Genomic DNA, 22,877 nt, shown 5'->3' on the forward strand with positions numbered 1-22,877 from the left:
TTTACAAAATATATCTGCTCAAATCCTCGTCTTTTATAATATCAGAGAGCCTGTCCTTAACATACTTCGCATCAATTGCAATCTCTTTTTCCTTTTCTGCTGCAACTATGTCCGGCGCATCAAAGGAGATGTTGTCTAAAATCCTTTCCATGATGGTGTGCAGGCGCCGCGCCCCGATATTTTCCATCCTGTCATTTACGACAGTCGCCATCTCCGAAATCTCCGCAATCGCATCTTCTGTAAATTTGAGCTTTATCCCCTCCGTCTCCATAAGCGCGGTGTATTGTTTTGTGAGGGCATTTTCAGGCTCCTGCAATATCCTGATAAAATCGTCTTTGCCAAGGGATTTAAGCTCAACGCGGATAGGAAATCTCCCCTGAAACTCAGGTATCAGATCGGACGGTTTTGCCACATGAAATGCGCCGGATGCGATAAAGAGGATATGGTCTGTCTTTACCATGCCGTATTTTGTGTTGACCGTCGAACCCTCAACAATCGGCAGCAAATCCCTCTGCACCCCTTCTCTGGAAACATCCGGACCGTGCCCCGATTCTCTGCCTGCGATCTTGTCTATCTCATCTATAAACACAATGCCCGACTGCTCAACCCTTTCTATGGCCTGCTTTACCACCTTATCCATATCAATGAGCCTCTGCGCCTCTTCCTGATTCAAAATCTTCACGGCCTCAGGTATCTTCACGCTCCGCCTCCTGGTCTTTTTAGGAAACATATTTGCAAACATATCTTTTATATTCAAATCCATCTCTTCCATACCGCTTGTGGAAAATATTTCTACAACAGGCATCTTCTGCTCTATTGTTTCTATCTCAACGACACGGTCATCCAATTTACCTTCTTTTAAGAGGGCGCGGAGTTTTTCTCTTGTGCTTTTTTGCAGTTCCCTCTCCTGCATAATCCTCTGCGGATCTTGCTGCGGCCCGACTGATGTTACCGGCGGCAGAAGCAGGTCCAAAAGCCTCTCCTCAGCCATTTCAGAGGCCTTTTCCCGAACCTTTATCCGCTCCTCATCTTTGGCCATTTTAACGGCAAGGTCGGTCAAATCACGGATGATGCTCTCCACATCCCGGCCCACATAGCCCACTTCGGTAAATTTACTCGCCTCAACTTTTATAAACGGCGCCTGTGAAAGTTTGGCAAGCCTTCGGGATATTTCCGTCTTGCCCACGCCGGTCGGCCCGATCATAATAATATTTTTTGGCGCAATCTCGTCCCTCAGTTCAGGCGGCACCTGCTGCCTGCGCCAGCGGTTTCTGAGGGCAATGGCAACCGCCCTCTTTGCCTCCTTTTGACCGATGATGTATTTATCAAGCTCTGCTACGATTTCCCTTGGTGTGAATGTTTTCATTTCTTACAATTCCTCTACCGTTATATTTTCATTCGTATATATGCATATCTCCGCTGCAATCTTCATCGCCTCTGTTGCAATCGTTTTTGCGTCAAGGTTTGAATGTTGAAGCAATGCCCTTGCCGCAGAAAGGGCGAACGGGCCGCCGGAGCCGATTGCCGCCGCGCCGCCTTCCGGCTCTATCACATCGCCGCTGCCGGACAAAATCAGGGAATGTTCCTTATCAACAACTATGAGCAGCGCCTCCAGCCTTCGGAGTATCTTGTCGGTGCGCCAATCCTTTGCAAGTTCAACAGCAGCCCGCTGGAGATTGCCGCGATACTTTTCCAGCTTTGACTCAAACTTTTCAAAAAGGGTAAAGGCATCTGCGGTAGAGCCCGCAAAACCCGCAAGCACCTTGCCGTCGCCCATTCGCCTTACCTTGACAGCGCCCTTCTTCATCACAGTATTTCCGAGCGTAACCTGACCGTCGCCTGCAATGGCAACCTTGCCATCCCTTCTTACCGCTAATATTGTTGTTCCGTGAAACATATAGTCGCTGCGCTCCATTGAAAAATGCAAAGTTCAAAATGCAAAATTAAGGTTATTTTTATAATTTGCAATTTGCGTTTTGCAACTTGCAATTATTTCTTCTTTGCCCTCGGATGCGCCTTATCATATACCTCCAAAAGCCTCTGAACACTCACCTTTGTATACTTCTGTGTTGTTGACAGGCTAGCATGTCCGAGCATCTCCTGTATTGTCCGCAAATCCGCTCCTGCATCTAAAAGATGGGTTGCAAATGTATGCCTGAGCGAATGGGGTGTGGGATCTTTTGAAACACCGCCTCTCCCGGCAGCGTCCTTCACAAGCCTCTGCACAGCCCTTGGATAAATCCTCTCCCCCCTTGCGCCTAAAAATACCGCCTCGGGATTTTTAGCAAAAGGGAGTTGTTTCCTTTCTTCAAGATATGCCTTCAACGCATCCTGAGCCATGCTTCCGAGCATAGCGAGCCTTTCTTTATTGCCCTTCCCCAGCGCCCTTATTATCCCTTGATTAAGGTCAACATCTCTCATGTTGAGCCCTGCGAGTTCGCTGACCCTTATACCGGATGAATACAAAACTTCAAGTATTGCCCTATCCCTTAATGTTGTGATCAGTGAATTCTTTTTTAACCCCTGCTTACTGCCTGCAGGGGCAGGCTCTTGACTTATATCCGCCTCCACAAGCCCCTTTACCTCATCAACTGTCAAAACAGTCGGAAGATACTTTTCTATTTTAGGATAAGAGATAAACTCCGCAGGGTTTTTCGATAAAAACCCCTTCCTGACCAGAAATCTGAAAAATGCCTTTATGGATGCAAGTTTTCTCGCAATGGATGCCTTTTTATGGTCTTTATAAAGATTGCCTAAAAAAAACCTTATCGCCTTTTCATCTATCCTGCCCGCATCAACCTCTCCTTCAGCAAGACAAAGCGCGTTATCTTTTAAAAAACATTCTAATTGCGTTATATCTCTTAAATAATTCTCTATCGTATAATGTGACGCATTTTTTTCTATTGAGAGGTATTTGTCAAATTCCTTTTTATACCTATCCATACAGAAGTTGTTCTTATCACATAGAAGAAATAAAATCTACAGAAGATACTCGCACTCAGGAGACTGCCCCTACCATATCCGCCTTACCTTATAATATTCGCAAACCGCCGCCACCTTACCCAATGTTCTATGCCGTCCCATGACCAATAGATAATAAACGCCTTTCCCTTTATCTCATTAAGATTAACACTCCCCCAATAGCGGCTGTCAAAGCTCCTGTCGCGGTTATCTCCCATTGCAAACACTGAATCTTTTGGAACTGTATAGGGGCCAAAATTATCCCTCGGATCATGTCCGGGTGGATATATAGACGGGTCAATATTAACCCCACGGTTATTTTCAAGCGGCCTGCCATTTACAAAAACCTTTTTATCCTTTACCTCAACAACATTCCCTTCCACAGCAACAACCCTCTTTATAAAATCCTTGCAGTCATCCATAAAGAACTGCCAGACATCTCTTCTCTCCACAGTATTTTCAATTCTTTTCATAATTATGCTTGAAAAACTTTTGCAATACTCCGGGTTGCTGGGAAATTCAAAGACAATCACATCGCCCTGCTGCGGTTTTTTGAACGAAAAAATCTTACTGTCAGTAAAGGGCAATGATACGCCATAAATAAACTTATTTACAAGCAGGTGGTCGCCGACTAAAAGCGTCGGCTCCATAGAGCTTGACGGAATCTTAAAGGCCTGGACAACAAATGTCCTTATGAATAGAGCCAGAACCAGCGCAATAACTATGGCCTCAATGGTCTCCCGTATTACTTTCTTTTTTTGCATGTATGGTCTCCTTTTTCCTTTTATGATCTGAATTACCCCACCCTCACCCCAACCCTCTCCCTGAGGGAGAGGGAGTTAAAGTGTGCAAGCTCTCCCTGAGGGAGAGGGAGCATTTGTTCTAAATGCAAATCTTCCCTCCCCTTCAAGGGTAGGGACAGGGTGGGGATGGGGTATAACCATGACACTATTTATGCCGCTGTGTATAGTTTACTCTCCTATCTTCAGCACCGCCAAGAACGCCTCCTGCGGTATCTCTACATTCCCAACCTGCTTCATCCTCTTCTTTCCCTCTTTCTGTTTTTCCAAAAGCTTTCTCTTTCTGCTAATATCGCCGCCGTAACACTTGGCAGTAACATTTTTTCTGATCGCCTTTACCGTTTCTCTGGCAATAATCTTGCTTCCTATCGCCGCCTGAATTATAATCTCAAACATCTGCCGGTGGATAAGTCCCTTCATCTTCTCCGCCAGTTCCTTGCCGCGGTAATATGCCCTCTCCCTCGGAACTATGATAGACAGCGCATCCACAGGTTCGCCGTTCAGCAGAATATCCATCTTCACAAGGTCAGCCTCCCGGTAATCAAGATATTCATAATCCATTGACGCATAACCCTTGCTTACGGTCTTGAGCCTGTCATAAAAATCCAGCACCACTTCGTTTAATGGAATCTCATATTCCACCATAACCCTTGTGGGAGTAATATATTTTATGGTCTTCTGGATGCCGCGCCGCAACTCGCATAGCCCGATGATAGCGCCGAGATATTCGTTGGGCAAATGTATAGTAGCCAGGATATACGGCTCTTCAATCCTTTCTATACATTGAACTGACGGAAGTTTGGTTGGCGTATCAATAAATACAACCTCATTGCCGGTCTTTGTAATCTTGTAGACAACTGTCGGCGCTGTTGTTATAAGGTTTAAACCGTACTCCCTTTCAAGCCTCTCCTGAATAATCTCCATGTGAAGCAGGCCTAAAAACCCGCACCTGAAGCCGAAACCGAGGGCGAGCGATGTTTCAGGTTCGTATGTAAAAGATGCGTCATTGAGCTTTAATTTTTCCATGGCCTCTTTGAGCGATTCATATTCTGAAGAATCCACAGGATAGAGACCTGAAAAGACCATGGGCTTGACTGTCTTAAATCCGGGCAGCGGATTATTCGTCGGGTGTGCGGCATCGGTTACGGTATCGCCTATCTTTGTCTCGCCGACTTCTTTTATCCCTGCTATTACAAACCCTACCTCACCCGGAGAAAGTTCTTTTATTTCAACCGGATTGGGGGCAAAGACCCCAACCTTATCCACCTCAAATACCTTGCCGGTTGAAACAAATTTTATCTTAACGCCCTTTTTTATTACGCCGTCAAAGACCCTTGCCAGGACCACAACACCGAGATATGTATCATACCAACTGTCAAATATCAGGGCCTTTAAGGGTTTATTAATATCACCCTGGGGCGCCGGTATCTTTTTAACTATTGCCTCAAGAATCTCTTTTATGCCTATCCCCTCTTTTGCGCTGGCAAGAATTGCGTCAGATGCGTCAATGCCTGCCACATCCTCAATCTCCTGTTTAATCCTCTCAGGCTCGGCAGCGGGCAGATCAATCTTATTCAATACCGGAAAAACCTCCAGCCCCACATCCATCGCAGTATAGAGATGCGCAAGGGTCTGGGCCTCAACACCCTGGGATGCATCCACAACAAGCACTGCGCCTTCACACGCCGCAAGACTTCTGGAAACCTCGTAACTGAAATCAACATGACCGGGGGTATCTATAAGATTCAGGATATACTCTTTGCCGGAAAGCGCCGTGTATTTGAGCCGTGCGGTCTGGGCCTTGATGGTAATGCCACGTTCCCTTTCCAGTTCCATCTTGTCAAGAAACTGATCTTTTTTTTCTCTTGCAGTTATAGCGCCGGTAAACTCTAAAAGCCTGTCGGATAAAGTTGATTTGCCGTGGTCTATATGGGCTATAATGGAAAAATTTCTAATGTTTTCTATCTTCATAAGATGACTTTGAGTTTAGTTTTTTATTATAATCAATTTTTAGAGATATTGTCAAAATGAAAAGAAAGGGGGTAATGATAAAAATGATTGTTTTTGTCAGGCAAGACAGTATCAAACTGCGGCAAGCGGTTTGGCAACTCAGGAGATAGTCAACTACGCGCAACAGACCTTGTTTTTTCCCGCTTGTTTTGCCTTATACAGCGCCTCATCGGCCTTTTGAATAAGCCCTTCTTTATTGGACGCATCGTCCGGAAAGGATGCTATTCCCATGCTTATGGTAACAGAGACGGGTATCGCTTTATTTACCTCAGGTCTGCAAAACTTTTCCACATCCTTGCGTATCCTCTCCGCCAGAATGAAAGCGTTCTGTTTATTGTTTTCAGGAGATACAATGATGAATTCTTCTCCGCCGTACCGCGCAACCGTGTCTGTGTTTCTCGCATTTTTTTTAAATATTTCCGACATGAAAGAAAGGAGAAAATTTCCCTGCTGGTGGCCGTGGGCATCATTGAATTTTTTAAAATTATCAATATCTATAATAATGAGGGACAATGGATTGCCGTATCTCGCTGCCCGGTGAACCTCGTTGGAGAGGGTATTGGAAAAATACCGGTAATTGTAAAGCTGCGTCAATTCGTCTGTAATGGAAAGAGATTCCACCCTCTCCAGAATGTGCATCTTTTCTATGGCAATGGTGGCCTGAGTGGCAAGGAGATTTAAGATGGCAATCTCCCTGTGCTTAAATTCTCTCGGTTGATAATCGTCAAGATAGAGGATACCAAGTATCTTATTATGAATCTTTAAAGGCGCAGCGATAAGAGATTTGACGCCTTCCTCAATGAGAATGGGGTTGATATTCTTTGGGTCTATTTTTGAGATATCCGGGATGATGGTAGGGGTATTGCTGTTTAATATATTGGCGGTAAAGCCGTTTTTTCTCAGAGGCCATACCGAAGACCTGCATATAAAATTCTGGCTGAACCCCTTTGCCATAACCATCTTCAACATGGAGCTCTTTTCATCAAAGATGGCAATGCTTCCGGCCGGTATTCCGCTTAAGTCTATTGCGCTGTTAAGTATTATATCAAAGATCCTCTGAGACCTTTCCGCAGACGCCAGTTCAATGCCGATTTTATAAAGCGCCTCGTACTCTTTAAGGCTTGTCTTCAATTCTTCCACCATTCTCCGTCTTTCCGTTACCAGATCCCATACAATCCTTGAACAGGCGCCGCCCAGAATCTCTATATGCGCAGGAAGATTGTTTCTTAAAAAATCGGATACCTCTTCTTTATTTCTTGTTACGTCAATGACCACATCAAAATCCTTTTTTCCTATGGAGCCTTCCAAGTCAGTGGATACAGGTATGCCCAAATTCTCCGCCATCTGCATGGCAGGCGCATTTTTATCCTTGTCAACCAACCCGACTATCTTTATGTCATGATTTTCCAAAAGGATGGGGAGTATTGCAGAGCCGCCTCTCCCGCCGCCTATAATGATAACCCTTGTCCTTGCCAAACCGCTCTCCTCCGCTAATCCCGCATGATCGGGACTGTATATTGTAAGAATGTTTTATTATACATCATCTGCGATTATCAATGCAAAAACTTTTGGTTGCCAAAAAGGGTGGCTAACGATTCGTGAAGAAGATCCCCTGCCGGTTATCGGGAGGCAGGTTGGTTATAAGCTGCCGGTTTCTTTGAATATAGAGTTTTGATGGGGTATCATACGGTTCCAAATCTATGACAGCATTGAGGGGAAAATTCTTCTATTTATTCAGGGTGAGGTCCACCCTCTTTATTAGGTTCGACTCCCAATGAAATCCCCCGAGGATATATCCGAGCAGCGAAAAATTCGTAGTGGGGTCAAAGGGAAGTTTCCACCAGATATTAACCCCGATATCCTCCTGAGGCTTTTGTTGCTGGTTATGGTTATGGCTGTTATCGTGAGCCATTTGAGTCTCCTTACTAGAAAATGTTATTGCATTTCCTGGGTTACATTAAAAGAGGTTTTACAGCCTTTATCGCCAGATCGATAAATGGCGTGGGATATATCCCCAAAAATACCGTCCCGAAAGCGGTCAGGAAGAGTACTACATTATACAATACCCCCGGTTCCGGCAGGGCATTCTCGTTCTCAGGCTCCTTCATGTACATATAGAATATTACCTTGGCGTAGAAGAACAGTGATATGGCCGTGCTCACCACCCCTATTGCCGCAAGCCAGTAGTAACGCGCGTCGATAGCTGCCGAGAATACGAAGAACTTCGCCACGAAACCCCCTGTAGGCGGTATCCCTGCAAGGGACAGCAGGAATAGCGCCATAAGGAAGGACAATACCGGCCTTGTGGCGGCAAGCCCCCTGTAGTCGCTTATGTTCTCGCCGATCCTATCGTTCCTGAATAGCGTCACTATCGCGAACGCCCCCATGTTCATGAACACGTAGACAAGGAGGTAGTAGATCACGCTGGCTGCCCCTAACTCGTTATATACAAGGAGCCCTATCATTATTATCCCGGCGTGCGCGATAGAGGAATACGCCAGCATCCTTACGATGTTTTTCTGCGCGATGGCCACTACGCTCCCAAATATCATGGTAGCCGCGGAAAGCATCCAAAGTATCTCCGCCCACTGCGCATGGAAAGCCGGGAACGTCACTATAAAGACGCGTAGAAACCCCGCGAATGACGCCGCCTTCGACCCTATGGAAAGCAACGCGGTTACCGGCGTAGGTGCGCCCTCATAGACATCGGGCGTCCACACATGGAACGGAAACGCCGCCACCTTGAACCCGAACCCGACGGTTATAAGAACTATCCCAAGCACGAGGAATGGGTTCTGGAAACTGCCCAGCTGTCTTGCTATCTCAACGAGATTTGTTGACCCGCTCGCCCCGTATGTGAAGGAAATGCCGTAAAGGAGTATCCCTGATGAGAGCGCGCCGAGGACAAAATATTTAAGTCCGCCCTCCACGGATCTCGAGGACGTTATATTGTAGGCAACGAGTATGTAGAACGACATCGCCATGAGCTCAAGCCCGACATAGAGGCTCACCAGATCGTTGGCCGAGGCCATGACCATCATGCCTACGGTAGCGAAAAGGATAATATGATAGTACTCGCCTCTCCTTATATTCATCTTTTTTAGATAATCCATCGATATCAGGATCGTGAATATCGCGGAGATGATGAATATGACATTAAAATAGGCCGCTAACCCGTCCGCCATGACCATCCCGCCGAAGGACGGGGCCGTCTCTATCGTCTTTGCGGAGACAAAAAGGATTACTATAAGCCCTATTATGCTCACATACCCAAGGATGGATTTCTCCCCGCGGATAAAAAGATCAAGTACGAGCACCAGCAGCGCAAGCCCGGTTAAAAGGATCTGCGGCATTATGGATGTGAAACTTATATTAAGGCTCTCTATCGGAATCATCTTCCTGTCCTTTCGCCGGCAGGCTCAAACATGGTCGCAGCGTTAGCGGGGACTTCGCCGTTCCCCTTCTTGTAATTGACCTCGACCTGCTTTACGAGGTTATTTAGCGACGCATCCATTACCCTTAGGAACGGCCTCGGGAAAAGCCCTATCCAGAAGACCATTATAAGCAGAGGGAGCGCCACTATTATCTCCCTGAAACTCAAATCCAGAAGCGGCCCCTTCCCGCCGTAATAGTAGTTCCCGAGGAAGACCCTCTGGAAGAGCCACAGGAGATAGACCACACCGAACAGCACCCCCATTACCACAAGAACCGCATAATACCAGTTCGCCTTGAATGCCCCGAGGAGCACAAACAGCTCTCCTATAAAACCGTTCGTGCCAGGCATGCCCATCGATGACAGGACGATGATCAGGAAGAAGGCGCCGTAAACAGGAAGTTCCTTAAACAACCCCGTGTAGTCCCCTATCATGCGGGTATGCGTCCTCTCGTAGATCATCCCGACCAGAAGGAAGAGCGCGCCGGTCGAGATCCCGTGGTTTATCATCTGAAGGAGCCCGCCCTTGAGCCCCTCAATATTGAATACGAAAATACCGAGCATCACGAAGCCCATATGGCTTACGCTCGAATACGCTATAAGTTTTTTGATATCCTTTTGCGCGATAGTTACAAGCGCCCCGTAAAGTATGGCGAATATCGCAATCCCGGCCATAACAGGCCCGAGCTGAATGGAGGCATTCGGCAAGAGAGGCAGGCTGAACCTCACAAAGCCGTACGCGCCGAGCTTCAAAAGCACCGCCGCAAGGACTATGCTTCCCGCCGTAGGCGCATCCGTATGAGCGTCCGGGAGCCATGTATGGAACGGGAACATCGGCACCTTCACGGCAAACCCTAGGAAGAATGTTATGAATACCCAGAGCTGTATCGCGGGGGCAACCATAGTCTGCGATAAGATTGTAGAGTCGAACGTGTAAACGCCGGTCAATTTAGCGTGAAAGAAGTAAAGCGCAAGGATGCCGAGGAGCATAAATAGGCTGCCCACGAAGGTGAAGAGGAAGAACTTTATGGCGGAGTAGAGTTTCCTGTCCCCTCCCCAGATACCTATTATAAAGACCATTGGTATCAGGACAGCCTCCCAGAATATATAGAAGAGGAACATATCCATGGCCATAAAGACCCCGAGCGAGAACGTCTCCGTAAGAAGGAACATGGCCATGTAGCCCTTAAGCTTCTTTGTTATATCTGTCCACGAGGCAATGACGCATATAAACGTTATCAACGTCGTAAGAAGGACAAGAAGGAGGCTTATCCCGTCGACCCCGAGGTAATAGCTGATCCCGAACCTCTTTATCCAGACGGTCTTCTCCACCCACTGCAGCCCCGGGTTATTGATGTCGAATGTAAAAGGCAGGTAAAGCGAAAGGAGGAACTCAACGAATGCAAACCCGAGTGCGACCCACTTGATGAGGATATCCCATTCCTTCTTAAGGAAAAGGACGATAAAGAGCGCCCCCACAGCCGGCAGGAATATTAACGTTGAGAGTATCGGGAACCCCCCTATGATCTCGGGTCCGGTCATTTGCTTTCTCCTTCTGCCTTCACGAGATTGAGATCTCCTGAGGGTATAGAGACATGGCCTTCGGCAGCTGGCTGGGACTGATTTTTAACTTTGTTCTTCTTTACCATCTCAACGATATGCGCGGTTGAGGCCGAGGTAAGCTTAAAGAAGTGCTGCGGGTAAACGCCCATCCAGAGTATCAATATTATTATGGGCAAAAGGGTCAGGAACTCCCTTGCGTTCAAGTCCTTAAGCTCGACGTTCTCCTGGTGCGTGATCTTGCCGAATATGACCCTCTGGAACATCCATAGCATGTAGGCCGCGCCGAGTATGACGCCGGTCGCCGCAAGGACTGCTGCAACCATACTCGCCTTAAACAACCCTATCAAGATAAGTATCTCGCCGATGAACCCATTCGTGCCAGGAAGCCCGATGGAAGAAAAGACTATTATCATGACGAACGCGGCGTAAAGAGGCATTACCTTGGCTATCCCGCCGAAGTCGTCTATAAGGCGGGTATGTCTGCGCTCGTAGATCATTCCTATTATAAGGAAGAGCCCTCCGGTAGAGACGCCGTGGTTTATCATCTGGATGACCCCGCCGTCTATGCCCTGCTGGTTCATGGCGAATATACCCGCCATAACGGCTCCTAAATGGCTTACGCTTGAATATGCGACGAGCTTTTTTATATCGTTCTGCGCCATCGCAAGGAATGCCCCGTAGATTATCCCGATTACCGAGAGTATCAATATGTAAGGGGTAAAGGCAAGGCTCGCATCGCCTAATAGAGGCAGGTTGAACCTTAAAAACCCGTAGGTGCCCATCTTAAGGAGCACACCCGCGAGGATGACGCTGCCAGCGGTCGGGGCCTCGACGTGCGCGTCCGGGAGCCATGTATGGAACGGGAATACCGGCACTTTTATGGCAAAGCTTAAGAAGAACGCTATAAAGACCCACCACTGGAGGTTATAGGGATAGGTCACTTCATACAATTTAAGAAGGTTGAAGGTGTACTCGCCTGTTGCGCTGCCGTGGGCGTAATATAGCGCGAGTATTCCCACAAGCATAAAGAGGGACCCAAACAACGTATAGAGGAAGAACTTCATATTGGCGTAAAGCTTCCGTGCCCCGCCCCATATGCCTATGAGGAAGAACATCGGCACAAGCCCTACCTCCCAGAAAAGGAAGAACAGTATCATATCGAGGGAGACGAAGACCCCTATCATCCCGGTCTCCAGGATGAGGATGTGTATCATGTACTCTTTTACCCGCTCCTCTATCGCGCTCCATGAGATGAGCACGCTTATGATGCCAAATAATGTCGTAAGGAGTATAAGGACAAGGCTTATCCCGTCCATCCCGAGGAAGTACTCGGCCCCGATGCCAGGTATCCACGCCGCCTTCTCCACGAACTGCATCTTGTAGGTAGTGGTGTCGAAGTAGAATAGGAGGATGATAGATATAAGGAACTCCACCATAGTGATCCCGAGGACGGCGAACCTTATCGCGTCCTTACTCTCCTTGGGGATGAAAACGAGTATCACCGCCCCCAGTATGGGCAGGAGTATAAGTATGGTCAATATCGGAAAATGCAGCGCGTTTTCTATCATATTTATTCCTTAGCCCAAAAGCACCCTTACGAGCACTATGAGAACGCCGAGCACGAATATAAAGGCGTAGTTCTGCAGATACCCTGTCTGGAGCTTCCTCCAGATGGAGCTGTTGAAATTCACAAGGGTAGCTATGGAGTTCACGATCCCGTCGACTATGTATATATCAAACTTATGCGAAGCCCACGATAATAACCTCGTTATCCATGCGACGTTATTGACTATCCCGTCTATAATCCCGAGGTCGAACGACAGGCACCAGCCGCAGAACCTCTTTATGGGGTTCACTATTACGGCGTCGTATATCTCATCGACGTAGTATTTGTTGTAGAGGAGCTTATGTATCCCGCTAAAGTTCCCGGCCATGTTCTCCGCTGTCCAGAACGAAGGGGAGAACGACCTTAAAGGCGCGTAGTACATCAAGGCCGCAAGGAATATCCCGAGGGCCCCTGCCCCGACTGATACGCCCATAAGTATGAACTCAAGGCTGCCGTGCCCAGCCTCAGCCGCGCCGGCTGTGCCGTGCGAGGCATGCCCTATCGCAGGGCTCAAGAAGCTATGGAGCTTCGAGCCTCCCTCGAAGAATGGTATGCCCACCACCCCGCCGACTATCGCGAGGAAGGCAAGCACAATAAGAGGTATCGTCATTACCGGGGGCGACTCATGTATATGGTGCTTCGTATGCTCATCAGCCCTGCACTCTCCGCTGAATGTCAGGAAGACCTGCCTGAACATGTAGAACGCCGTAAGGAACGCCGTAAAGAGCCCGACCGCCCATATAATAAGGTGCCCTCTTGAGAAGGCCTCCCAGAGTATCTCATCCTTTGACCAAAAACCGCTTAAAGGCGGTATCCCCGCTATGGCGAGAGCGCCTATGGTGAATGTTATCGAAGTGGTTTTAAGGTGGCGGTGCAGCCCGCCCATCTTCTTCATGTCCTGCTCGCCGGACATGGCGTGTATAACGCTGCCGGAGCCTAAGAAGAGTAGACCTTTAAAGAAGGCGTGGGTCATGAGGTGGAATACCCCTGCCACGTACGCGCCCAAGCCGACAGCGGCGAACATGTACCCAAGCTGGCTTACCGTCGAGTATGCAAGCACCTTCTTTATATCGTTCTGCACAAGGCCGATGGTAGCGGCGAATAGGGCCGTAAATATCCCTATGACCGCCACGACATGGCCTACTTCAGGCGCCATCGAATAAAGCGCGCTATTCCTCGCCACCATATATACGCCAGCTGTCACCATCGTCGCGGCGTGTATGAGGGCGCTGACTGGCGTGGGGCCTTCCATCGCGTCGGGGAGCCAGACATACAGAGGGAACTGGGCTGACTTTCCGATAGCCCCGACGAACAGGAGAGCCGCAATCGTCGCCACTATCCTCGGGTCGAGCTCGTGGAGACTGGCGAACACTACCTTGTAATCAAGCGAATTGACCCCATGGCCGGACAGAGTCCAGAATAAAAGAAATAGGCCGAGTATGAAGCCGAAGTCCCCGATCCTGTTCACCACGAAAGCCTTTTTCCCGGCGTCGCTCGCTGATTTCTTCTCATACCAGAAGCCTATAAGCAGGTACGAGCACAAGCCCACGCCCTCCCATCCGAGGAACATGATAAGGTAGTTCGACCCCAGTACCAGCATGAGCATAAAAAAGACAAAGAGGTTTAGATAGGAGAAATACCTCCAGTAGCTCTTGTCGTGGTGCATGTAGCCGACTGAATATATGTGTATTAGAAAGCCCACTCCCGTAACTACGAGGGACATCAGGGTGGAGAGCGGGTCAACGAGGAAGGAGACGTCTATATGGAACGAGCCGCTCGTTATCCAGTTGAATACGTTCACCTCGACCGAACGCGCCCCTTCCGGCAGCGCTATCAGGCTGAAGAATATGGATACCGAGATGAGGAAAGAGACGGCCATCGAGAGGCAGGCAACAAACCCTACAGCCTTCTTCCCGATCCTGCCCCCCACTACGCCGTTTATTATGGCGCCTATGAGCGGAAGCAAAGGTATAAGCCAGACCTGTTGTATCATCCTATCCCCTCATCTCGTCGAGTTCGTCGACATAGACCGTCTGCCTTCTTCTGTATACGGCAACGAGTATCGCAAGCCCTATCGCGACCTCGGCAGCGGCGATGGTTATATTGAACACCACAAAGACTGTCCCTGTAATCGTTTGCAGATAATACGAGAACGCGGCGAAGCTTATGTTTACAGAGTTGAATATAAGCTCAAGCGACATCAATACAATAATGATATTGCGCCTGAGCAAAACCCCGGCAATGCCTATGAGGAAGAGTATGAAGCTTAAGATTAAAAAGTGATAGAGTGTCAGCATTATATATCTTCCGGTTTGTTTCTGTCTGCGCCCCTGCCCACGAAAGGCGCTTCTGTGCCTTTCGTCCTCATTACCAGCACAACGGCGCCGATCAGCGCTATAAGGAGAATGAGAGAGACTATCTCGAACGGGAATACGAACTTCGTGTATATTAAGCGGCCTATGACCTCGGTATTCTTGGCAAGGACCGCCTCGTTATATATGCCGCGAGGCACGGTCAATTTGCCCGAGAACATGAGAAAGCCCATTAGCACAAAGAGCGCCGCCACTATCACGAGGGCGGAAACGCTCTGGCTGTGCATGTGCTCCTTGAACGTCTCTTTTCTGATATCAAGTACCAATACCACGAAAAGGAACAGCACCATTACCGCGCCCACATATATAAATACCTGCACCGCCGCGAGGAAAGGCGCCCTTAAAAGGATGAATATCGCCGCCACCTGCAGGAAACAAACCATAAGGAAGAAGGCGCTGTGAACAGGGTTTCTAATAGAGACAACCGCTATCGCAGATGACACAGCCAGTATTGCGAATATGTAGAAAAAGATTAGTTCCATAGTTGTTACCAGCGCCAGTTTCTTTTACCTACCACCATCTCTTCTTTTTTGTTAAATCGGCCGTAACCTTAAGCCCCTCTTTAGTCTTCTCAAGCATGGCCTTTACCACATAACCGCCCTCAAGTTCCTGAGGCATTTCCCTTGGCTCAAGAAGCCTTTCCTTTACGGCAAGGGCGCAATCAAGAGAAAAACACGCAAGCTCATAATCCCGCCCCATCCTGATTGCGGTTGTAGGACAGGCATCTTCGCAAAAGCCGCAGAACATGCACCGGACAAGGTTTATCTCATAAACCTTTGCAATCCTGTCAGATATGCCGATGCCTGTATTGTCTTCCATTGGAATAACTGTAATGCACTTTGTGGGGCACGCCTTTGCGCAAAGCTCACACGCAACACAGAGCTCCCTTCCCTGCGCGTCCCTGTTCAATGTATGAAGGCCCCTGAACCTCTGATAAGGCAGCCATTTCTCCTCATCAGGATAACGCATGGTAATACTCTTTGATGCATTATATTTAAGGGTCAGGGAAAGCCCCTTTATAAAATCTATAAAAAATATGTTTTTGAAAATGCTCATAGTAGAAATAATCCTGTAATCAATATATTAACCAAAGAGAGAGGCAGCAAAATCTTCCATCCGATGGTCATAAGCTGGTCGTAACGATACCTCGGCAGGGTAAATCTTATCCACATGAAAAAGTATATGAAGAATGCCACCTTGGCGACAAACCAGAAAATCGGTATCTCCGGCATAAACATCGGCGCATTCCAGCCTCCAAAGAAAAGTATTACAGCCAGAACAGAGGCAGTCACCAATGCCACATATTCCGTAAGCATGAAGAATGAAAACCTCATCGCGCTGTATTCCACATGGTAGCCTGCAGCCAGGGTTCCTTCATCCTCCGGCAGGTCAAAAGGTATCCTGTTTATCTCTGCAAGACCTGCTATTAAGAAAATTATAAATCCAAGCGGCTGATAGACAATATTCCATAAACCCTTCTGGCTGTTTACTATATCCAGAAGGCTCAGGGAATTTGAAATCATCACAACGGCTACACAGGAAAATGTCAGGGCTATCTCATAGCTTATCATCTGGGCAGCCGACCTTATGCCTCCCATGGCAGCGTATTTGCTGTTGGACGCCCAGCCGCCTAAGATGATGCCGTATACGCTGATCCCTCCGATAGCCAGCACATAGAGTATGCCTACATTCATATCGGAGATATAGAGTGTAACCTCTTTATTGATAAACGGGATAGTCATCTTATCGCCAAAAGGTATGGCGGCATAAACAGCGAATGCAGGCACCATGGCAAGCAGGGGCGCAATCTTGAAGAGCCATTTATCAGCCTTCTCAGGCACAATATCCTCTTTGAACATAAGTTTAATTGAGTCTGCGATAGGTTGCAGTATGCCATGCGGCCCGACCCTGAATGGCCCAAGCCGGACCTGGATATGGCCTGCAACCTTCCTCTCAATCCATGTAAGAGGGATTGGAAGCCCGAAAAGGATCATACTTACTACGATGACCTTTATAATAATCAAAGCTACTTCTATGAGCGTGTTGATGTCCATCATCACAATTTTAAATTTGCAATTTGCAATTTACAATTTGCAATTTTTACCTCCTCCTCCCCCACATATAATTCACCATCTCAACATATCGGGTATTCATTCCTCTGACAAGGGTGTGAATAGTAAAGATAATGTTCTTAAGTATCTTATAAATCATTCTTGGATGTGAATCCATAAGTTTTTCAAAATCCTGTTTCTCAATGCAAAATGCCTCTGTGTTTGATATGGATATTATTGTGGCAGAACGGGGTCTCCCGTCAAGGAAACTCATCTCGCCGAACATATCCCCGTCTTTCATAAGTGTAAGGGTCATAAGCTCGCCGTCCGGCGCGGCCTTGCATGCCTTTACCTCACCTTTCCTTATAATGTACATGGAAGTTCCATCTTCATTTTCTTTAAAAACAGCTTCGCCTATTTTATAGTTTTTCTTTTTTATAATCTTTGATATGGCGCTTAGTTCTTCATCAGTAAGGTCTGAAAAAAACGACATCTCTCTTAAAATCTTTGGGTCAACCATAATTCACCTCCCTTTTTAGGACAGGTTTAGGTTGAGGTTAAGGTTAAGAAAAAATCTTTTACTCAACCTCAACCTAAACCTCAACCTGCTTTATTATCTTCACCCTCGGTATCCCTTCGCCCTCTTTAAAAAACAGATTTACAGGGATATCTTCAAAATTTTCTGCAATAAAGGCTGCGCCTTTCACTGAACCATGCTTTACCCTGACCTTTAATCTCGTGGTATTATGCCGTCCCTTGACAGTAACCATATCACCGTCGTTCACACCAAGCGACATCGCATCTTCACCGCTTATCTCAACGAATGGTTCCGGCAGCAATTGCTTCAATACATCAGCCTTTTGCGACAATCTCCCTGAATGTAAAAGATGGTTGCCGGTTATCAACCAAAATGGAAATTCCTTGTCTTCAGTTTCTACTGTCTTTGAACTTTGAACTTTGAACCCCTGCTTAAAGCCTGCAGGGGCTGGCCTTGAACTTTGAACTTCTGTCCCATGTCCCTTTACCAACGCCCCTGTATTATTTAAACTATCAAATGATATATCCTTATAACCCGGCGCTTCCCTTTTTATCTCATCAAACACATCTCCTGCGCATTTATACCCAAAGCCGCCGATACTGCATAAGATATCCAAATCCCCTCTTACCCCATTAACAGGTTGTACCGCCTTTCTAATCCTCTGAACCCTTCCTTCCTGATTTGTAAATGTCCCGTCCTTTTCAGCATAACTTGCGCCAGGCAGGACAACATCCGCCATTTTTGCGGTCTCAGTCAAGAATATGTCCTGCACGACAATAAAGCCCGCCTTTGAAAGCGCGCCTCTTGCAAACCCTGCGTCAGGATACATAGAAACCACATCTTCGCCAAGTATATAAACCGCATCCATCCCGCCTTTTGAAGACGCATCAAGCATCTCACCGCAGTCCATGCCAGCCCCGGCTGCCGTTTTATAGCCGGGTAAAAATACCGGATGCACGCCCATATCCCATGCGCCTCTCTGGTTGCACCTGTCAAGGAGAGGCATGACCCTTATATTTTTGCCGGAGGATTTTATGGCCTTTGTCATATTCTCTATTTCAAGCAAGGCATCCTTTCCATTTACCGACCTCAGGAAATCCGTGCCTGCAAACACCGATATATTTGAAGCCGTGGAAATCTTTGCAGCAGCCATCGTAATATCTGCCTCCGGCACATCTGAAAAACCTGCCTTCACAGCCTTTCCTTCTATGGCGGCGGTTATGGCGGAAACAAGTATGTGTTCGCTTCCAGGCCTGTATTTGAACGAAATTGACGCAGAACTGTCAAGCTTTATCCTTCGCGGGTATGCAAGTATAAGGGTTTTCCGTTTGTCCGCAGCAGCAGTCCTTATTAAATAATCTGTTATTGGATTCTCATCTGATATTGAAGACCCCATAATGAGTATTAGATCCGCCTTCATTGCGTCAAATATCGAAGCGCCTTCGCCTGCGAGACCGCACACATCAACCATTGCAGTTGTTGTCGCCTTATCCGCCCAGCGGCTGCCTGAATCAATATTGTTGGTCTTGAATGTGTTCCTCATAAGTTTCTGGAACAGATAAAGTTCTTCGTTGGCAAGCCTTGCAGACGCAATACCGGCAATCTTTTTGGCGTCAGCCTTTCCAAACCTGTCTTTTATTACACCAACGGCTTCGTCCCATGAAACAGGCTGAAGCACCCCATTTTTCTTAATCATTGGAGACTTAAGCCTCTTTTCACTCTGGATAAAGTGATAGCCAAATCTCCCCCTTGCGCAAAGGGTTTCCTTGTTGATACCGGTTTCAATCTTGCTCCTTACCCTTAAAACCTCGCCATCCCTTGCGCCGATTGTAAATTGGCAGCCTGTTGCGCAGTATGGACAGACTGTATCTGTTTCTTTTAAATCCCACGGCCTTGACCGGTATCTGTATGGCAGGCTCATGAATGAGCCGACAGGGCAGACCTCTATGCAGTTGCCGCAGTGGTCGCAGTCAAGCCTTGTATTCCAAAAACTGGTTTCCTGTGTCTTGGCGCCCCTGCCGATCCCGCCGAGCGCTGATGCGCCGACAACCTCGTCGCATATCCTCACGCACCTTTCGCAATGAATGCAGCGATTGTGGTTTTTTACAATAATCGGGCTTAATATCTCGTCCTTATCGTGAAACTGTCTCTTCTTTTCACCAAAGGCGCTATGTCTCGGACCTGACTTAAAAACAAAATCCTGCAATTCACACTCCCCGCCCTTGTCGCATGTAGGACAGTCAAGAGGATGGTTTGCAAGCAGAAATTCCAGCATAGATGCGCGCGCGGACTTAACGGTCTGGTTTTCAGTAAATACCTCCATACCGTGGAGTACAGGCGTTACACAGGACGGCTGAAGTTTTTTCTGCCCCCCTATCTCAACAAGGCACATCCTGCATGAACCCAGCCTTGAAAGCCTTGCCTGATAGCAAAAGGTCGGTATCTCAAACCCTGCCTGCCGGGCAGCATCAAGGATTAGAGTGCCGTCCTCTACAGTTATCTCTTTCCCATTTATCTTTACAGTTGCCATTTATACCATGCACCTTTTGTTCTTCACATGATACACAAATTCATCCCTGAAATTCTTCAAAGCCCCGCGGAGCGCCATTACTGCGCCATCTCCAAGCGGACAAAATGTCCTGCCGAATATGTTTCCGCAAAGGGTTTCAATAAGTTCCACATCGCCATCTTTACCCTGTCCATGTTCAATCCTATGCAGAACCTTGTATGTCCAGTCTGTGCCTTCCCTGCACGGCGTGCATTTTCCGCAGGATTCATGCCTGAAAAATCCCATAGTCCTCATGGCAACCTTTACAATGCAGGTTGTATCATCCATCACTATAACGCCTGCAGAGCCAAGCATTGTGCCTTTTGCAGCCATGCTGTCAAAATCCATTGACGTATCCAGATCCTTTTCTGTAAGCATTGGCGCGGAAACCCCGCCTGGTATTGCTGCCTTAAATTTTCTGCCGTCTCTGATGCCGCCTGCATGTGTAAAAACAACCTCCCTTAATGGAGTTCCCATCGGCAATTCATAAAGCCCCGGTTTTTTAACATGGCCGCTTACACCAAATATCTTTGGGCCGGGGCTTTTCTCTGGCCCGATGGATGCAAACCACTTCGGCCCTTTATTTATAATATGCGGGATGCATGCAAGGGTCTCAACATTATTTATAACAGTAGGCTTTGCAAAAAGACCGACCTGCGCAGGAAAAGGCGGCTTAATCCTCGGCTGTCCTCTTTTCCCTTCTATTGATTCAATAAGCGCTGTCTCTTCGCCGCATATATATGCGCCTGCGCCCTTATGCACATAGATGTCGCAGTTAAAATTTGAATTCAAAATATTTTTACCAAGATAGCCTTTTTTATATGCCTCAGAGATTGCCTGCTCAAGTCTTTTTGCCCCAAAGGCAAACTCGCCTCTGATATATATATACGCCGCTGCGGCGCCAATGGCATAGCACGCAATGGCCATACCCTCAATAAGCTCATGCGGGTCTTTTTCAATAATAGCCCTGTCCTTGAATGTCCCCGGCTCGCCCTCGTCCGCGTTACAGCAGAGATACTTTGGTATGGTGGGATCTTTTGTAATAAAACTCCACTTGAGGCCTGTAGAAAAACCTGCCCCGCCGCGGCCCCTGAGTCCCGAATCCTTTATCATCTGGATAAGCGCATCCGTCTGGAGCTTAAGCGCGGATGGAAGCGCCTGATAACCCCCGTTTTTCAGATACACTTCTATCCTGTGGGAATCAGGTGTGTTTATGTTTTTTAAGAGGACAGGTTCAAACATTTTCCTATTTTAATCCTTTCAAAATCTCCTCAATATTTTCCTCTGTAAGATTCTCATAATAATCGTCGTTTATCTGCATCATTGGCGCTGTGCCGCATGAACCGAGGCATTCTACCTCTGATAAGGTAAATCTTTTATCGGGAGTTGTCCCTCCCTTTTTTACGCCAAGCTTCTTTGAAAGAAATTCAGCAATATGCTCTGCGCCAAGAAGGGAGCATGGAACATTTGTGCAGACCTGTATATGATATTTGCCCACAGGCTTCTTATTATACATCGTATAAAATGCCGCAACCTGATTGAGTTGAACCGGCGCCATATCCAGCATGTGGGCAACTTCCTTCAAAACCTCTTCTGTAAGACAGCCGCACTCCTCCTGCGCTATCATAAGGGCATCCATCGATGCAAACCTCTTCCTCGGATACTTGTCTATTGCCTTTTTAATGTTTTCTATTGTCTTGGTTGATAACATAAAATTAGGTGATAGGCGATGGGCTATAGGAAAATATTTTCTGCCTTTTGTTTTACCTATTGCTTCTTGCCCATTGCCTCTTGCCCGTCTTACTTATCCGCCTCTCCAAATACCGGATCAAGGCTTGAAACTATTGCCACAACATCTGCAAGATAACAGTCTTTGCACAGATGGTCTATAGCTTGCAGATTTACAAAGGAGGGCGCCCGTATCTTTACCCTAAATGGTCTTTCAGATCCATCACTTAGGATGTAGAACCCCAACTCACCTTTTGGCGCTTCAACACTGGCATAAACCTCGCCCTTTGGCGCCTTGAAGCCATGAGAAACAATTTTAAAATGATGTATTAGCGCCTCCATATTAGTTTCTATATCCCTTCGTGGAGGCAGAACCACATCCGGCATATCAACGGATGACTTGCCATCTGGCATCTGTAAAAGAGCTTGCTTTATTATTCTTGCCGCTTGCCTCATTTCTTCAATGCGGAGAACATACCTATCAAAGCAGTCTCCATTTTCACCAATTGGCACATCAAAATCTAACCTGTCATAAACAAGATATGGCTCATCTTTTCTAATATCCCATTTGACGCCTGTACTGCGCAGTATCGGCCCGGTCAATCCAAGATTTATAGCATCTTCTGCTGAAATTACCCCAACCCCTTTGTTCCTCTTAAGCCAAATCCTGTTATTAGTTAAAAGCTGTTCATATTCGTCTATCTTCTTTGGAAAAAACTCGGCAAATTCAAGACACTTCTCTTTAAACAAAGGCTGGAGGTCGTACCTCACTCCTCCGATTCGCAAATAATTGTGCGTAACCCTTGCCCCGCATATCATCTCAAACAAATCAAGCACCATCTCCCTTTCTCTGAAAGCATAAAGCAGTACTGTCATCGCGCCGAGATCAAGCGCCCATGCTCCGATGCATGTAAGATGCCCTGTAATACGTGAAAGTTCAGCTGTTATTACTCTTATATATTTTGCCCGCTCAGGAACTTCGATGCCAAGAAGCTTTTCAACAGCCATTACATAGGCTAAGTTATTGCCCATTGCAGACCAATATTCCAGCCTGTCCGTATACGGAACAAACTGATGATACAGCAGGTTTTCCGCAATCTTCTCGGTGCCCCTGTGCAGGTAGCCTATATCAGGATATGCCCTGATAACCTTTTCGCCTTTCATATCCAGAAGCATATGAAGGACACCGTGGGTGGACGGGTGCTGCGGCCCCATACTTAATGTTATTTCTTTTGTTGCTATTTCTTCGTTGTTTGCCATATATAAT

General features: G+C 47.2%; 20 protein-coding genes. All 20 read right to left on the minus strand.

What is annotated here, in order from left to right; all coding sequences use genetic code 11:
* Window position 1: 1 nt before the first annotated feature.
* The 20 genes from hslU to nuoD all read right to left on the minus strand — a co-directional run bounded on the left by hslU (window position 2) and on the right by nuoD (window position 22,870).
* Window positions 2-1,366, minus strand: coding sequence for an ATP-dependent protease ATPase subunit HslU (gene hslU / locus Q8P28_10630; protein ID MDP2683231.1), 1,365 nt, complete (start codon window positions 1,364-1,366; stop codon window positions 2-4).
* 3 nt (window positions 1,367-1,369) lie between these two features.
* The gene (gene hslV / locus Q8P28_10635) at window positions 1,370-1,897 is read right to left on the minus strand and encodes an ATP-dependent protease subunit HslV (protein MDP2683232.1); all 528 of its coding nucleotides are present in this window, start codon (window positions 1,895-1,897) and stop codon (window positions 1,370-1,372) included.
* Between the two features lie 92 nt (window positions 1,898-1,989).
* Window positions 1,990-2,943 (minus strand): tyrosine recombinase XerC, encoded by a 954-nt coding sequence (locus Q8P28_10640; GenBank protein MDP2683233.1) that lies wholly within the window; start codon window positions 2,941-2,943, stop codon window positions 1,990-1,992.
* A gap of 83 nt (window positions 2,944-3,026) precedes the next feature.
* A complete protein-coding gene (gene lepB, locus Q8P28_10645; protein MDP2683234.1) occupies window positions 3,027-3,725 on the minus strand; it encodes a signal peptidase I in 699 nt (232 codons plus the stop codon).
* Between the two features lie 207 nt (window positions 3,726-3,932).
* Window positions 3,933-5,732 carry a translation elongation factor 4 gene (gene lepA, locus Q8P28_10650; GenBank protein MDP2683235.1) on the minus strand — a complete coding sequence of 600 codons (1,800 nt, stop codon included), beginning with the start codon at window positions 5,730-5,732 and terminating at the stop codon, window positions 3,933-3,935.
* A 153-nt stretch (window positions 5,733-5,885) separates the two neighbouring features.
* Complete coding sequence (locus Q8P28_10655) at window positions 5,886-7,247, minus strand: sensor domain-containing diguanylate cyclase (protein MDP2683236.1); 1,362 nt, start codon at window positions 7,245-7,247, stop codon at window positions 5,886-5,888.
* A 250-nt stretch (window positions 7,248-7,497) separates the two neighbouring features.
* The gene (locus Q8P28_10660; protein MDP2683237.1) at window positions 7,498-7,683 is read right to left on the minus strand and encodes a hypothetical protein; all 186 of its coding nucleotides are present in this window, start codon (window positions 7,681-7,683) and stop codon (window positions 7,498-7,500) included.
* A 40-nt stretch (window positions 7,684-7,723) separates the two neighbouring features.
* Window positions 7,724-9,166 (minus strand): NADH-quinone oxidoreductase subunit N, encoded by a 1,443-nt coding sequence (locus Q8P28_10665; protein ID MDP2683238.1) that lies wholly within the window; start codon window positions 9,164-9,166, stop codon window positions 7,724-7,726.
* Window positions 9,163-10,746, minus strand: a complete 1,584-nt coding sequence (locus Q8P28_10670; protein MDP2683239.1) for an NADH-quinone oxidoreductase subunit M — start codon at window positions 10,744-10,746, stop codon at window positions 9,163-9,165. Before Q8P28_10670 ends, Q8P28_10665 begins: the two co-directional genes overlap by 4 nt.
* Window positions 10,743-12,335, minus strand: coding sequence for an NADH-quinone oxidoreductase subunit M (locus Q8P28_10675; protein ID MDP2683240.1), 1,593 nt, complete (start codon window positions 12,333-12,335; stop codon window positions 10,743-10,745). The genes Q8P28_10670 and Q8P28_10675 overlap by 4 nt, the downstream gene beginning before the upstream one ends.
* Before the next feature lie 9 nt (window positions 12,336-12,344).
* Window positions 12,345-14,366 carry an NADH-quinone oxidoreductase subunit L gene (nuoL, locus tag Q8P28_10680; GenBank protein MDP2683241.1) on the minus strand — a complete coding sequence of 674 codons (2,022 nt, stop codon included), beginning with the start codon at window positions 14,364-14,366 and terminating at the stop codon, window positions 12,345-12,347.
* A gap of 1 nt (window position 14,367) precedes the next feature.
* The gene (gene nuoK / locus Q8P28_10685) at window positions 14,368-14,670 is read right to left on the minus strand and encodes an NADH-quinone oxidoreductase subunit NuoK (protein ID MDP2683242.1); all 303 of its coding nucleotides are present in this window, start codon (window positions 14,668-14,670) and stop codon (window positions 14,368-14,370) included.
* On the minus strand, window positions 14,670-15,227 hold the full coding sequence (locus Q8P28_10690; protein MDP2683243.1) for an NADH-quinone oxidoreductase subunit J: 558 nt from the start codon (window positions 15,225-15,227) through the stop codon (window positions 14,670-14,672). The genes nuoK and Q8P28_10690 overlap by 1 nt, the downstream gene beginning before the upstream one ends.
* A gap of 28 nt (window positions 15,228-15,255) precedes the next feature.
* Window positions 15,256-15,801 (minus strand): NADH-quinone oxidoreductase subunit I, encoded by a 546-nt coding sequence (locus Q8P28_10695; protein ID MDP2683244.1) that lies wholly within the window; start codon window positions 15,799-15,801, stop codon window positions 15,256-15,258.
* On the minus strand, window positions 15,798-16,793 hold the full coding sequence (nuoH, locus tag Q8P28_10700) for an NADH-quinone oxidoreductase subunit NuoH (GenBank protein MDP2683245.1): 996 nt from the start codon (window positions 16,791-16,793) through the stop codon (window positions 15,798-15,800). Before nuoH ends, Q8P28_10695 begins: the two co-directional genes overlap by 4 nt.
* A 52-nt stretch (window positions 16,794-16,845) precedes the next feature.
* Complete coding sequence (locus Q8P28_10705; protein ID MDP2683246.1) at window positions 16,846-17,316, minus strand: cyclic nucleotide-binding domain-containing protein; 471 nt, start codon at window positions 17,314-17,316, stop codon at window positions 16,846-16,848.
* A gap of 73 nt (window positions 17,317-17,389) precedes the next feature.
* Complete coding sequence (gene nuoG / locus Q8P28_10710) at window positions 17,390-19,864, minus strand: NADH-quinone oxidoreductase subunit NuoG (protein MDP2683247.1); 2,475 nt, start codon at window positions 19,862-19,864, stop codon at window positions 17,390-17,392.
* Window positions 19,865-21,124, minus strand: a complete 1,260-nt coding sequence (nuoF, locus tag Q8P28_10715; protein MDP2683248.1) for an NADH-quinone oxidoreductase subunit NuoF — start codon at window positions 21,122-21,124, stop codon at window positions 19,865-19,867.
* Window positions 21,125-21,128: 4 nt separating this feature from the next.
* Window positions 21,129-21,593, minus strand: a complete 465-nt coding sequence (nuoE, locus tag Q8P28_10720; protein ID MDP2683249.1) for an NADH-quinone oxidoreductase subunit NuoE — start codon at window positions 21,591-21,593, stop codon at window positions 21,129-21,131.
* An 89-nt stretch (window positions 21,594-21,682) separates the two neighbouring features.
* Window positions 21,683-22,870, minus strand: a complete 1,188-nt coding sequence (gene nuoD, locus Q8P28_10725; GenBank protein ID MDP2683250.1) for an NADH dehydrogenase (quinone) subunit D — start codon at window positions 22,868-22,870, stop codon at window positions 21,683-21,685.
* Window positions 22,871-22,877 lie beyond the last annotated feature (7 nt).

The sequence above is a fragment of the Deltaproteobacteria bacterium genome (assembly GCA_030690165.1).
GTDB lineage: Bacteria > Desulfobacterota > GWC2-55-46 > UBA9637 > UBA9637 > JACRNJ01.